Genomic DNA, 13,287 nt, shown 5'->3' with positions numbered 1-13,287 from the left:
TCGTCGTCCTTTCGGGTCAGCCCTGGGCGGCGGCGTGGCTCGCCGCGTAGTAGCCCCGCAGTGCCTTGGCGATGGACGGGTGGATACGGGAGGAGGCGAGCAGCTCCGGCGGCGGCGTGAAGGTCGGGTCGAACTCGTCCGCGATCCGGGTGTAGGCCGTGCGCAGGTAGTGCTCGATGGTGAACGGCCACTCGACGGGGACGTTCCAGTTCGACTCGTAACCGGTGGCGAGCATGTGGGTGACCGTGGTCTCCACGACCTCCTCGCGGCTGACCGGCTGGATCGGGGCCCGTACCGGGCGGAACATCCCGAGGTCGATCGTGGGCTCCTCGCCGAGCAGCAGCGCGGTCATCTCCCGGGCGAGCAGCGGAGAGAGGGTGAGACCGTCCCGGTAGGTGCCGGTCATCATCCACAGGCCGCCGAGCTCCGTCTCCCCGAGCAGCGGCATGCCGTCGAGGGCGACGGGCCGGTTGCCGACCTGGAGAGTGCGCAGCCCGCTCTCGCCGAGGTCGCGGCGGACCTGCCGGTTGGCGCAGTTGAGCAGGAACAGCACGTCGGAGATGAGCGGTGTCTCGCGCGGCTCGGGCGAGATGATGTTGGTCGCGCCGACGTAGACCTGACCGTTGCCCCGTGGGACGACGTGCAGGCCACAGGCGAAGGCCCGGTTGGGCGTCCGGATGACGCTGGAGGGACCGGTGCCGTCCTGGGTGTCGACGAGGGCGGAGACGCCGTAGCCGCTGATCAGGCGCGGGATACGGGCAGCCTGGTCGGGGACCGTGTCGAGGACGGTCTGGGAGGCGGAGCCGGCGGCCAGTACGAGCTGCTCTGTGGCGAGCACCGTGCCGGACTCCAGCGCGACGCCGGTGACCCTGCCCCCGCTGTGCTCGACGCGCGTGGCCTGCTCGGAAACGAGCGTGCCTCCGGCGGCGACGAACGCCTTCTCCAGGCGGGCCAGGAGCTCGTGGGCGTTCACCGCGTGCTCGTTGGGCAGGAACATCGCCTGCAGCGGCCGGCCGGTGGGCTCGGCGTCGATCCACTCGATGTCCTCGGCGTCGACGTCCTCGAACTTCTCGCCGTACTCGATGAGGGTGCTGCGGATCGCCTTGTAGTTGTGGGTATCGATCTCGGGCAGGCCGACGGCGTTCAGCATGACAACCGTGCCGTCCGCGGTCAGCAGGTCGGTGCCGTCGGAGTCGGGCGACAGCTGGGCAAGCCACTCCGGCCACAGCTTGCTCGCCTGGTAGGCCCAGTCGAGCTTCGTGCGGCCGTACTCGCTCTTGAGGAGGGTGGTCGTGACCTCGCCGAACGTGCCGATCATCGCGCCGGCCGCAGAGGACGCGGCCCAGGGGCGGTGGGGTCGGCCGAGCACTGCCACGCGTATTCCGCGCCGGGCCAGCGTGAGGCCGAGTGACAGGCCGAGGGAGCCGTTTCCGACTACGACGACGTCGTGGGCTCGGTGGTCCTCGGATGTGGTTGCGGGCACCAGAAATTTCCCTTCCGGGGAGGTGAAGTCATAAGGACCGCTCGGTGCGGACGGCGGGCGCCGGGCCCGCGCTCTGTCACCGTGGCCTGTTCAGCCAAACACACAGGTGGAGGCCGCCCCAAAGCTTTTAGCTGGGTCTAAAACAGCGCCGTTGCGGAAGGGTCAGGCGGCCCGGCCGAGGGAGTACTCGGCTCCGCGGACGAGCTCTTCGCCCGTCCCGGTGAGCGAGTGGATGACCCGGCGGCCGACCCGCTGGCTCGTGACGAGGCCGCAACCGCGCAGCACGGCGATGTGCTGGCTGATGGCTCCCGGCGTCACATCGATCTCGGCGGCGAGTTCACTGGTGGAGGCGGGCACGGCGAGCGCCATGAGGACCGCCGCGCGGACGCTGCCGAGGAGAGCGGCGAGGGGGCTGGTGAGGCTCTGACCGTGGTTCCGCCACACGTCGGCGACGCCGGGCCTCGGGTACACGATCATCGGCTGGAGCGGCGGCAGCATGGTCAGCACTTCCGGGCCGCAGAAGATGCTGGGCACCAGGACGATGCCCTGCCCGCCGAGTGGCTCGTGGAAGGTGTAGGCGCTGCGGACGGTGAGCTGGTCGTCCTGCCATCCGATGCGTTCGTGCAGGGAGGAGAAGACGGACGCCGACCCGGCGGACTCCACCACCCGCATCCTGGCCCGTATGTCGGACTGGAGACCGCCGTGCATCCTGCGCCAGTGCGGCTCCACAGCCAACTTCCAGTAGGTGCGCAGCAGTTCTGTGAGCTGCGCGATGGCCTTCTCCGGGTGGTCCAGCATGTGGCGGTGCAGGTGCGCCGCCTCCTGGCGCCACGCGGCCGGGGTGCCCTGGTCCCCGGCCATCCAGGCCACCTCGTCGACGAAGTGCTCGGGTGAGGTGGCGCGCACCGCCTCCAGCTCGCTGTCGATGCCGGAGGGTGTGGCGGTGGGCGCTGGGGTGAGGAAGTCCGGAACGTATCCGGTGGGAGGGATCACGGCCCGCAAGGGCCGGAGGTCGACGCTCCTGAGCCTGAGGCGAACGGCATCGACCCACGGCTGGTGCTGTCTTCTGCGCTCGGGCGTGGCCAGCATCCGGAAGCTGTAGACGGTCTCTCCGAGCGGCGAGACCGAGAAACGGACTCTCGCCATATCGTCGACGGTCGCGCCGTAGCTGATCACCACTACCCCATTCCCTCGGCGCACCGGGTAGGAGCCTCGTCTCCGAGTCGCCCCCCGTGCCCCGTTCCCCCGCCCCGCACGAAGGGGGCCGTCAGCACGTTAGATGACGTTCGGCCGCCTGGCCAGTGCGGGAAATCCAACGGTGGCCGAGGGGCAGCGGGACGTCATCGGGCTCCGGGACGGTGACGGCGGCGAGGGGCGTGACCGGCGACTCCGGGCGACCGGGGCCGGTTCGCAAGCCTCGGCGACGGCCGGACGCCAGGGTCCGCATGCGAGCGTTCCGGTTCGCGGCCCCGGGTTCCACCGCTGAGCGGGGAGCGTCCGTCACAGCCGCGGACCTCCACGTACCGGCTTCGCGGCGGCTCCCTGCTTCCGCCGCGCCCGGCCGTCAGTCCCAGTGGTGGACCCAGGTTCGCCGCCCGAGGACTTCATGGGCGGCATAGTCCTCCAGCGCACGGTGCCGGCTCCGGGCGAGGCCGTCCGGACAGAAAGCGGCGTGCTCGGCGGCCACGGCCAGCGCCTGGTCCGCGGTGGTGGGCGGCGCGGCGACCGAGAGGACGAGCCGGTCCGCGGTGAGCGCCACGACCCGGGTACCGAATCGCTCCTCCCAACTGCGCAGAATGGCGCTGAGGACACCGGGGTCGTCCGAGTGGTTCAGCGAGCCGGACCAGCCAATGGCCGCGGGTATGTCGGCGTTGCGGTCCGCGGGCACCAGGGCGAGGCGGGGCTCTTTCAGCCAGGAGCCGCTGTCCGTCAGGGCGTCGGCGATCCCGGCCGCCTGTGCGTCGGGATCGGCGTCGGGCGGCACCGCCCCGGCGAGCCCCGGCCACGGCGCGTCGAAGGGGGCCGCCGCCCCGTCGGCCCGCCTCTCCCGGACCTCCTCCCAGAGGAGGGCCAGCATCTCGTCGGCGCCCAAGTCCTCTGGATAGGACAGGTTTCCGCACAACAGATCCCAGCTCTCCGGGTCGCCCGACGGGCCGCCGACGTCCACCAGCACCGGCACGAGGCCCGCCGCCCGGCGCGCGGCCCCCTGCGCGGACCACTGCCCGGGCACCGCGCGCGCGTCGGCCAGCCACATCAGCGGCTCCATCCAGGTCCCCTGATACGTCTCGCTCAGCAGCCTCCCCGCAGGAAGGTCAAGGCCCAGAGCCCGGCCGCTCGGGTCGGTCGCGAGCCGGAGCAGGTTGTTCGTGTCCGTCATCATGCGATGACAGTAGAGGCAGGGGCCGACCGGGCAGGGCCGCCCACCGCCGTCCACCACCCCGGGCAGGCATCGAACGCCCCCTGAAACGACGAAGATCCCGCCCGATCTTCCGACCGGACGGGATCTCGTCACCGTTCCTGATCTGACTCAGGAACAGTCGTCTGTGGACCTGTGGGGATTTGAACCCCAGACCCCCTCGATGCGAACGAGGTGCGCTACCAGACTGCGCCACAGGCCCTTGCGACGTGTGAAACTCTAGCACCCTCATGGGGGTGCTTGGAAATCCGTTCCTCCGCTGGTCAGCGAGTCGCCGATCTCCGGGGCCCCGGGCTCACTCATTGGCCGCACGCGGCCGGTCCCCGTCGTCGTACTGGTCGAAGAGCGGGGTCCTGCCGCGGTCGCGGGAGCGGCGGGACTGGTTGGTGCGCTGGCGCGGTGCGGGGTCGACCATGGGGGTGGCCGGGTGCGACGTGCCGGTCTGGTGGGTGGGCTCGGCGGTGCTGGAGCGGGCCGCGCTCCAGGTCTCCGGGTCGCCGACCTCCACGCCGCCGGTGGCCCGGGGGGCGACGGGTGCGGTGACGTAGGTGGGCAGCGGTACGGGGACGGGCTCCCAGCTGTCGCCCTGGACGCGGCCGCGCTCGCGCTGCTGGTCCACCCACTCCGCGTGGTCCGTCTGCTCGACGAGGGCGCGGCGGCCCGCCTCCTGGGGGGAGACCGTGGGGGTGGGGTCCGGCTCCGCGTGGTGGGCCTCGGCGTCGTCGTCGGGCTCGGCGGGGGCGGGGACCGCGGGCTGGTGCCTTCGGGGACGGTTCTCGCGCAGCCGCTGCGCCGCGACCTCGGCCCGGCGCCGGTCCATGGTGAAGGCGAACCGCCGTCGCTCCTGGGCGCGCAGATGCACGATGTACGTGCTCAGCAGCACGGCGGGGACCGCGGGTGCCCACAGGAAGCCGAGCCCGCCGACCGCCGCGACGATCGCGCCGAGGGTGAAGGCGAGGAAGAGGACGACGGTGGTCCGCCTGCGCCGTGCCAGGACCTGGGAACGCTGGGCGCGCCGGGCGCGCTCGGCGTCGGCCGCGCCGGAGCGAGGACGGGGCGGGGAGCCGGGCTCCTGGGCCCCGGACCGCTCGCCCGGTCGGCGCTCGGGCGCCTGACGGTCCGGCGGCTGGTGGTCCGCCGCCCGGTCCCTGTGGTCGTGCGCCGGGCGGCCGGGAGCCTGGCGGCCCGGGGCGCGCTCGGGCGCGTGCACCGGGTCGTGCAACCTGGCTTCCGTATGCGCCGGAGGCGCGGCAAAGGCCCGGACGTCCACGGATTCCATACGGTCCGTTTCCCGGTCCGGGTCGACGTCGGGCCCCGCCTCCTCGGCGGTGCGCTCCCGCAGCTCCTTGGCGTACCGGCGCTCCATCGCCGCCCGTCCGGACAGCAACCGGATGGCCGTACTGAAGCGTTCCGTCGGACGAGCCTCGTTGAGCTCGTCCTGCCTGCGGAGCCACATCGGCACCAGGTAGGCGGCCCAGGCCCCGACGATGACTGCGTAGATGAGGCCGCTGCTGCTCACGCTCACACCGTAGAGGGGTTTGCACGGGAGGATCCGCCAATTGGCCCGGTGTGTCGCACGATCCGGCTGATATCACGGACTTTTTTTGTGATTGATCGGATCAGCAGATGTCGAAAGTGTGGCCCATTGCCGTCATCCCGCGATCAAATTCGAACACCTATTTCATTTCGTCGGAGGATCCGGGGCCCGACGCGTCACCGGCCGCGACCGGCGCCAGCGCCGGAGCATGCCCTCGGGCACTTCCTCGGCGGTGAGGGCGAAGATCAGATGATCCCGCCAGGCCCCGTCGATGTGCAGATAGCGCGGGCGCACGCCCTCCGAACGGAATCCGAGTTTCTCCACGACCCTGCGGCTGGGCGCGTTCTCCGGGCGAATGCAGACCTCGATGCGGTGCAGGCCGACCGTGCGGAAGCAGTGGTCCACCGCGAGAGCCACGGCCGTCGGCATGACCCCGCGGCCCGCGACGCTCTGGTCGACCCAGTAGCCGATGTGACCCGAGCACATCGAGCCCCAGGTGATCCCGGCGATGGTGAGCTGGCCGACCAGCCGGCCCTCGTATTCGATGGCGAACGGCAGCATCCGCCCCGCGTTCGCCTCGGCCCGCAGATGGCGGACCATCTGCCGGTATGTGGGGCGCTGCGCGACCGGGCCGCCGGGGGCGGGCGGCGGAACGGTCGCCTCCCAGGGGCGCAGCCAGTCGCGGTTGCGCCGGTTGACCTCACGCCACACCCGCTGGTCACGCATCTTTATCGGGCGCAGGACGATCTCGCCGTCGGTCAGCGTCACCGGCCAGGTCGCGATGTTCAGCTCGGGCTCCCCGGTCGGGGGTGGTCGCCGCCGCGCAGCTGGTCGACGGCGTGCACCAGGAGCCTGCCGAGGACCGCGAGCCCGTCCTTCACCCCGCCGGTGGAGCCGGGCAGGTTGACGACCAGGGTGCGTCCCGCGACGCCAGCGAGGCCCCGGGAGAGGGCGGCGGTCGGGACCTTGGCCAGCCCCTCGGCCCGGATCGCCTCGGGGATGCCGGGAATCTCGTGGTCGAGGACGCGGCGGGTGGCCTCGGGCGTCGCGTCGGTGGGCGAGATGCCCGTACCGCCGGTGGTGACGATCACGTCGTACCCGGCGGCCACCCCGGCACGCAGGGCCGCCTCGACCGGATCGCCGTCGGGGACGACCTGCGGCCCGTCGACCGTGAAGCCGAGCCCGGTGAGCGCTTCGGCGATGAGCGGGCCGCCCTTGTCCGCGTACACCCCGGCCGAGGCCCGGTTGGAGGCGGTGACGACGAGCGCGCGGTAAGCGGCTGCGGCTGCGGCCGGAGCGGCAGCGGTGGGCTCCGGTGGCGTCACGGGGCCGTTCCCTCCGGTTCGGTGCGCCGGTAGTCGCCGGACTTTCCGCCCGACTTCTCCTCGACCCGTACGTCGGTGATGACCGCGCTCTTGTCGACGGCCTTGATCATGTCGACCACCGTCAGGGCCGCCACCGACACCGCGGTCAGGGCCTCCATCTCGACGCCCGTGCGGTCCGTCGTCTTCACGGTGGCCGTGATCTCCACCGCGTCGTCGGCCACGCTCAGGTCGACCTTCACGCCGGAGACGGCCAGGGGATGGCAGAGCGGGATCAGATCCGGGGTGCGCTTGGCGCCCATGATCCCGGCGATCCGCGCGGTGGCGAGGGCGTCGCCCTTGGGGACTCCCTCGCCGCGCAGCAGCTCGATCACGCGCGGGGACACGAGCACCCGGCCGCCGGCCCGGGCGACGCGGGTGGTGACGTCCTTCTCCGACACGTCGACCATGCGGGCCGCGCCCGCCTCGTCGATGTGCGTCAGCCTGTTCTGCGTACTCAACTCACTCCGCCTTGCGGTAGGGGCGCCGGTGGGCCTCGGGGAACCGGAGGGGGTCCCCCGGAAGGCACAGCGGCAGATACCGTACCGCCACCGCGCGGCGGTCAGCGGAGCAGGATCACGTCCGTCTCCGTGCCGGGCTCCACCGAGGTGATGCTCTCGGGCACCACGATCAGCGCGTCCGCCTGGGCGAGCGCGGCGATCAGATGCGATCCGGAACCGCCCACGGGGGTGACCGTGCCCGCCTCCGCGTCGTACGTACCGCGCAGGAACTGGCGGCGGCCGTCCGGGGAGGTGAGTGCCTTCTCGGCGCTCAGCACCGCGCGGGCCGTGGGGCGGTGCACGTCGGGCAGACCCATCAGGGCCCGGATGGCGGGGCGGACGAACAGCTCGAAGGAGACGTAGCTGGAGACCGGGTTGCCCGGCAGGGCCAGCAGCGGGGTGTGGTCCGGGCCGATCGAGCCGAAGCCCTGGGGCTTGCCCGGCTGCATGGCCAGCTTGCGGAACTCGACCCCGCCGCCCGCCTCGTCCTCGTCCCCGACGGAGGACAGCGCCTCCTTGACCACGTCGTACGCACCGACGCTGACACCGCCCGTGGTGACGACGATGTCCGCACGGATCAGCTGGTCCTCGATGGTGGCGCGCAGCGTCTCGGCGTCGTCGGCCACCGCGCCGACCCGGTAGGCGATGGCCCCGGCGTCCCGGGCGGCGGCGGTCAGCGCGAAGCTGTTGGAGTCGTAGATCTGGCCGCTCGTCAGCTCCTCGCCGGGCTGGACCAGTTCGCTGCCGGTGGAGAGCACGACCACGCGCGGGCGGGGCCGTACGACCACGGTGGAGCAGCCGATCGCCGCGAGCAGCCCGATCTGCGGCGGGCCGACGACCGACCCGGCGCGCAGGGCCAGATCGCCCGGACGGACGTCGCTGCCGCGCTCGCGGACATGGGCGCCCGCCGTGACGGGGCGGTGGACGCGGACCTCGCCGGTGGCGCCCTCCGGGGCGTCGGAGTGGGCGCGCATGGCGGCGGCAGGGCCCTCGCCCGTACCCCCGTCCGTCCACTCGACCGGGACCACGGCCTCCGCACCGGCGGGCAGCGGGGCGCCCGTCATGATGCGGGCGGCCTGTCCCGGTCCCACGACCTGGTCGTCGGCGAGCCCGGCGCTGCCCGCGGCCACGTCACCGATGACGGTGAGCACCGCGGGGAACTCCTCGCTGGCGCCCTCGACATCGGCGATCCGGACCGCGTAGCCGTCCATGGAGCTGTTGTCGAAGGGCGGCAGGGCCACCTCCACCACGACGTCCTTCACCAGGACGCAGCCCTGGGCGTCGGGCAGCTGGAGCTCGATGGGTTCGAGCGGCCTCACCGAGGCGAGGATGTCGTCCAGATGCTCGTCGACCGACCAGATCGTGCTGCTCACGGGGTTACATCTCCTCGGTGACGTACTTGCGCAGCCAGGTCCGGAAGTCCGGCCCCAGGTCTTCACGTTCGCACGCCAGTCTGACAATGGCGCGCAAGTAGTCACTGCGGTCGCCGGTGTCATAGCGGCGGCCCTTGAAGACGACGCCGTGCACGGGGCCGCCGATCTCCTCGTCCGCGGCGAGCAGCTGGAGGGCGTCGGTGAGCTGGATCTCGCCGCCGCGGCCCGGCTCGGTGTGTCGCAGTATGTCGAAGACCGCGGGGTCCAGGACGTACCGGCCGATGATGGCGAGGTTGCTGGGGGCGTCGGCCGGGTCGGGCTTCTCGACCAGGCCGGTGACGCGGACGACGTCGCCGTCGACGGTGGCGTCCGCGGCCGCGCAGCCGTACAGATGGATCTGCGCGGGATCGACCTCCATCAGCGCCACGACACTGCCGCCCTCACGCTCCTGGACCTCCACCATCCGGGCGAGGAGTGCGTCGCGCGGGTCGATCAGGTCGTCGCCGAGGAGCACCGCGAAGGGCTGGTCGCCCACGTGCGGGGCCGCGCAGAGCACGGCGTGGCCCAGGCCGCGCGGGTCGCCCTGACGCACGTAGTGCATGGTGGCCAGGTCGCTGGACTCCTGGACCTTGGCGAGGCGTTCGGCGTCTCCCTTGCGGGTGAGCGCGGACTCCAGCTCGTAGTTGCGGTCGAAGTGGTCCTCAAGAGGGCGCTTGTTACGGCCGGTGATCATCAGGACGTCGGAGAGACCCGCCGCGACGGCCTCCTCGACGACATACTGGATGGCCGGCTTGTCGACGACAGGCAGCATCTCTTTGGGAGTGGCCTTCGTGGCGGGCAGGAACCGGGTACCGAGACCTGCTGCCGGGATGACGGCCTTGCTGATCCTGGAGGGCGACTGATTCATGTGCAGACCTTAACGGCTGCACCCGGCCAGAAGCTGATCTTCCGGTTAACTTTGCCCTTAAATATGCCCATACGAGAATCGTGCGAGTCTCCATTGAACACCGACAAACCCGGAAAGACGTCGGCGAAGGCCACCCTGCGGCGCGAACTGCTCGCCGCGCGGGCCCTCCTGACGAAGGAGGACGTCGCCCGGGCCGCCGCGGTTCTCGCCGCCTGTGCCCTGGACCTGCCCCAACTGGCCGACGCCCGGACGGTCGCCGCGTACGTCTCCGTGGGACGCGAACCGGGCACCCGCGCCCTGCTGGACGCGCTGCGCGAGCGCGGCGTACGGGTGCTGCTGCCCGTGCTCCTGGCCGACAACGACCTGGACTGGGCGGCCTACGAGGGCGCGGAGCACCTGCTGCCCGCCGGACGGGGGCTCCTGGAGCCGGACGGCCGCCGCCTGGGACCGGACGCCGTGCTGGACGCCGACGCGGTGCTGCTGCCCGGCCTGGCCGTGGACGGGGCCGGGATGCGGCTGGGGCGGGGCGGCGGCAGCTACGACCGGGTGCTGGCCCGGCTGACGGCCGCCGGGGCGCACCCGGCGCTCGTCGTTCTCCTGTACGACGACGAGGTGGTCGCGCGGGTCCCCTCGGAACCGCATGACCACCCCGTGGACGCCGTGGTCACTCCGGCCGGAGCGCGGCGCTTCGGCCGCTGAGCCGCTTCGGCCGCGCCCTCTTGTCGTTCAAACGCCCCTCTTGTCGCTCAAGCGCGCCCGTCCTGTCGTTCGAGCGCGCCCCTTTATGGCTCACGCGTGAGCCATAAAGGGGCTGCTGGCCCCAGAGGATGCTGCTGATTCCCTACGGTTTCAGCGTCAGCGTGTCCACGGCGGCCTCGCTCACCGCGTTCGGCCCGAAGGACCAGTCGAGCAGTTCACCGTCGACCCACTTGTCGGTCTGGTCGGTGTAGTGCGTGTTGAACGCGTGCCCGGAGGCGCCGGTGAGGTTGATCCAGCGAGACTTGTCCCAGTCCCCCACGTTGACGACCATCCGCATCGACGGCACCCAGATGACCTCGTAGCCGCTTGCCGCGTTCCAGCCGGTGGCGTTGACCGCCGCCTCGCCGCCGCCGAGGTTCCAGGGGCCCCGGTTGAGCGCCCGCTGGAGCAGGCCGGGCCCCTCGGTGCCGAGGGTCTGGTTCTTCAGCATCAGGCGGTGCAGCCGGCCCCAGCTCCAGGTGGAGATGTCCTTGCCGAGCTTGGCGGTCAGCTCCCAGCGCGCGTCCTCCATCGCCTGGGCGAAGAGGTCGTCGCGGCTCTCCAGCGCGCCCTCGCGGCCCCGGGCGGGCGCCTTCCACCACTCGTTGTCCTGGTCGTCCACGATGTCGCGGACCACCTGGAACCAGCGGTCGCCGCCGTCCGGCTGCGCCGAGTCGCCGTCGCGCTGGCCGCATTCGCGGACGAGCTTCTTCTGCTCGTCGAGGGGACCGCTGTTCTTGGCCGGGGGCACGTTGATGCAGTCGCCCTTGACCCGCAGCTCCTTGGGGAGCTTGTTGCCGAAGGCGAGCTTGAGGATGTTGCGCCAGACGCCGTTGAAGTACGCGGCGGCCGCCGAGTCGGGTTCCTGGGTGTAGTCCCAGCCGTCCAGCAGCTTCTGCGCCTCGCGCACGCTCGGGTCGGAGATGTTGATCTTCTGCAGTTCGGGCACCAGCAGCGCGGCGATCTCGCTGAAGTTGTCCATCTGCATCTTCTGCATGTCGTCGGTCGAGATCTTCTCACCGCCCTTGACCTTCTGGGCGATGAGGTCGTCGATCCGCTGGCTGCGGGCGCCGTAGCCCCAGTCCTTGGTCAGGAGGTGGGGGTACTTGCCCTCGTCGATGACGGCCTGGTTGGCGGTGACGATGTAGCCGCGCTTCGGGTTGTACTCGTAGGGGAGCTCGTCGAAGGGGACGGGCTCCTTCTCCCAGCCGTACTCCGAGCTCCAGCCGGGGCTCGGCAGCGTGCCGTCGCCCTTGAGGCGGACCGGGATGGTGCCCGGGGCCTGATAGCCGATGTTGCCCTCGGTGTCGGCGTAGATGAGGTTCTGCGAGGGGACCTCGAAGTGCTCGGCGGCCGCCCGGAACGTGGTGAAGTCCTTGGCCCGGTTGAGCGCGAAGACCGCGTCCATGGACCTGCCGGGCTGGAGCGCCGTCCACTTCAGCGCGACCGCGTAGCCGTCGGCGCGGTCCGGGGCGACGTTGGTGACGGGCGCTTTCTGGCCGACCTTCTCCAGCTCCTTGCTGCGGTCGGAGACGAGCGGACCGTTGTCCGTCTCACGGACGGTGATCTTCCGGTCCCGGCCGCCGGCGACCTTGATGGTCTCCTCGCGGATCTTGAACGGCTTGACCTCGCCGTCGTACAGGTAGCCGTCGCCGGAGACCTTCTCCAGGAAGAGGTCGGTGACGTCGGCGCCCAGGTTGGTGAGGCCCCAGGCGATGTCCTGGTTGTGACCGATGATCACACCGGGCATCCCGGAGAACGTGTAGCCCGCGGTGTCGTACTGGCAGGTCTTGGACAGCTCCCGGCAGTGCAGGCCCATCTGGTACCAGAGGGAGGGCAGCATCGGCGCCAGGTGCGGGTCGTTGGCCAGCAGCGGCTTGCCGGTCGTCGTGTACTCACCGGAGACCACCCAGGAGTTGGACCCGATGCCGTTGCCGTTCGGGCCGAGCAGCGCCGGGATCTCGTCGAGGGTGTCGGAGAGGGCGGCGAGCTGGGTGCTCAGGCCTTCGGTCGCGCCCTGGGCGGTCGCCGACCCGATGTTGTCCGACGGAGTCGCCTCGGGGTCGAACTTCCCGGTGACCGGGGAGACCGCACCCTGCCTCACGATCGGCTTGTGCTTCCTGTACGGGTAGCCGGGGTACAGGTCCTCGATCTGGTCCTTGTCGAGACGGCTGGTCAGCAGCGAACGGTCGATCTCGTCCTGCATGTTGCCGCGCAGGTCCCAGGCCATCGCCTTGAGCCAGGCGACCGAGTCCACCGGGGTCCACTTGCCGGGCTTGTAGTCGTTGGTCAGCCCCAGAGCCGCGTACTCGACCGAGATGTCCCGGCCTTCCTTGCCCTTCAGATACGCGTTGACGCCCTCCGCGTAGGACTGGAGGTTCTTCTTGGTGCTCTCGTCCAGGACCTCGTCGTACTCCTTCTGCGCCACCTGCCGCCAGCCGAGCGTGCGCAGGAAGGAATCGGTCTCCACCTGTCCGGAACCGAACATCTCGGAGAGCCGGCCGGACGTCATGTGCCGCCGGACGTCCATTTCCCAGAAACGGTCCTGAGCCTGTACGAAGCCCTGGGCGCGGAAGAGGTCGGCATCGGTGTCCGCGTAGATCTGCGGAATTCCGTACGCGTCACGTTTGACTTCGACGTCACCGCCAAGGCCGTCGAGCGTGATCGACCCGGTGGTCTGCGGGTACGAGGCCCGCACGGTGGACACGGACCAGTACGCCCCGAAACCGACACCCGCGACGAGCGCCAGCACCAGGACGAGCACGATCAGGCGGGCGCGTCGCCCCTTCTTCCTGCCGGGCTTCTTCTCGTCGGAAGGGCCGGAAGAGGCGGTTGTATTGGCGGGCATCGCTGTCCTTCGAGGGGCAGGGTGGTCCTGGGAGTGCAGGAGCAACCATAGGCGCAGCGGAGAAGCCACTCGGACGCGGTATAGGGATGCATCCATTTGCGTCTTCCTCGTACGAACGCTCGAA

11 protein-coding genes and 1 tRNA gene are annotated in these 13,287 nt (G+C 70.9%); 1 reads left to right on the top strand and 11 read right to left on the bottom strand.

The features are described from left to right. Nucleotides 1-16: 16 nt before the first annotated feature. From ACZ5WC_RS16810 to galU, 10 genes are all read right to left on the bottom strand, one after another. Complete coding sequence (locus ACZ5WC_RS16810) at nt 17-1,483, bottom strand: NAD(P)/FAD-dependent oxidoreductase (protein WP_468541490.1); 1,467 nt, start codon at nt 1,481-1,483, stop codon at nt 17-19. 162 nt (nt 1,484-1,645) lie between these two features. Further along, nucleotides 1,646-2,629: an ArsR/SmtB family transcription factor gene (locus ACZ5WC_RS16805; protein WP_468541489.1), complete on the bottom strand. Its 984-nt coding sequence runs from the start codon at nt 2,627-2,629 to the stop codon at nt 1,646-1,648. 418 nt (nt 2,630-3,047) lie between these two features. Then, entirely contained in the window at nt 3,048-3,863 is an 816-nt protein-coding gene (locus ACZ5WC_RS16800; protein WP_468541488.1) for a DUF4253 domain-containing protein, read from the bottom strand. Between the two features lie 164 nt (nt 3,864-4,027). Continuing rightward, a tRNA-Ala gene (locus tag ACZ5WC_RS16795) sits at nt 4,028-4,101 on the bottom strand. Nucleotides 4,102-4,194: 93 nt separating this feature from the next. After that, on the bottom strand, nt 4,195-5,418 hold the full coding sequence (locus ACZ5WC_RS16790) for a DNA polymerase III subunit gamma/tau domain-containing protein (protein ID WP_468541487.1): 1,224 nt from the start codon (nt 5,416-5,418) through the stop codon (nt 4,195-4,197). Nucleotides 5,419-5,580: 162 nt separating this feature from the next. Then, nucleotides 5,581-6,204, bottom strand: a complete 624-nt coding sequence (locus ACZ5WC_RS16785) for a GNAT family N-acetyltransferase (protein ID WP_468541486.1) — start codon at nt 6,202-6,204, stop codon at nt 5,581-5,583. Nucleotides 6,205-6,221: 17 nt separating this feature from the next. Next, a complete protein-coding gene (locus ACZ5WC_RS16780; protein ID WP_468541485.1) occupies nt 6,222-6,761 on the bottom strand; it encodes a MogA/MoaB family molybdenum cofactor biosynthesis protein in 540 nt (179 codons plus the stop codon). Beyond that, nucleotides 6,758-7,258, bottom strand: coding sequence for a cyclic pyranopterin monophosphate synthase MoaC (gene moaC, locus ACZ5WC_RS16775; RefSeq protein ID WP_096627999.1), 501 nt, complete (start codon nt 7,256-7,258; stop codon nt 6,758-6,760). The genes ACZ5WC_RS16780 and moaC overlap by 4 nt, the downstream gene beginning before the upstream one ends. A 101-nt stretch (nt 7,259-7,359) precedes the next feature. Further along, nucleotides 7,360-8,670 (bottom strand): molybdotransferase-like divisome protein Glp, encoded by a 1,311-nt coding sequence (gene glp / locus ACZ5WC_RS16770; RefSeq protein WP_468541484.1) that lies wholly within the window; start codon nt 8,668-8,670, stop codon nt 7,360-7,362. A gap of 4 nt (nt 8,671-8,674) precedes the next feature. Continuing rightward, on the bottom strand, nt 8,675-9,577 hold the full coding sequence (gene galU, locus ACZ5WC_RS16765) for a UTP--glucose-1-phosphate uridylyltransferase GalU (protein WP_311119978.1): 903 nt from the start codon (nt 9,575-9,577) through the stop codon (nt 8,675-8,677). 93 nt (nt 9,578-9,670) lie between these two features. Here galU and ACZ5WC_RS16760 point away from each other — a divergent pair, with 93 nt between their 5' ends. Next, nucleotides 9,671-10,276, top strand: a complete 606-nt coding sequence (locus ACZ5WC_RS16760) for a 5-formyltetrahydrofolate cyclo-ligase (RefSeq protein ID WP_468541483.1) — start codon at nt 9,671-9,673, stop codon at nt 10,274-10,276. Nucleotides 10,277-10,418: 142 nt separating this feature from the next. On the opposite strand, the gene ACZ5WC_RS16755 is transcribed toward ACZ5WC_RS16760, so the two are convergent. Beyond that, entirely contained in the window at nt 10,419-13,163 is a 2,745-nt protein-coding gene (locus ACZ5WC_RS16755; protein WP_468541482.1) for a penicillin acylase family protein, read from the bottom strand. Nucleotides 13,164-13,287 lie beyond the last annotated feature (124 nt).

It is taken from the genome of Streptomyces sp. NPDC033165, from assembly GCF_055577965.1.
The sequence above is the reverse complement of the archived record's forward strand: the minus strand, read 5'-3'. Positions and strand labels throughout refer to the sequence as shown.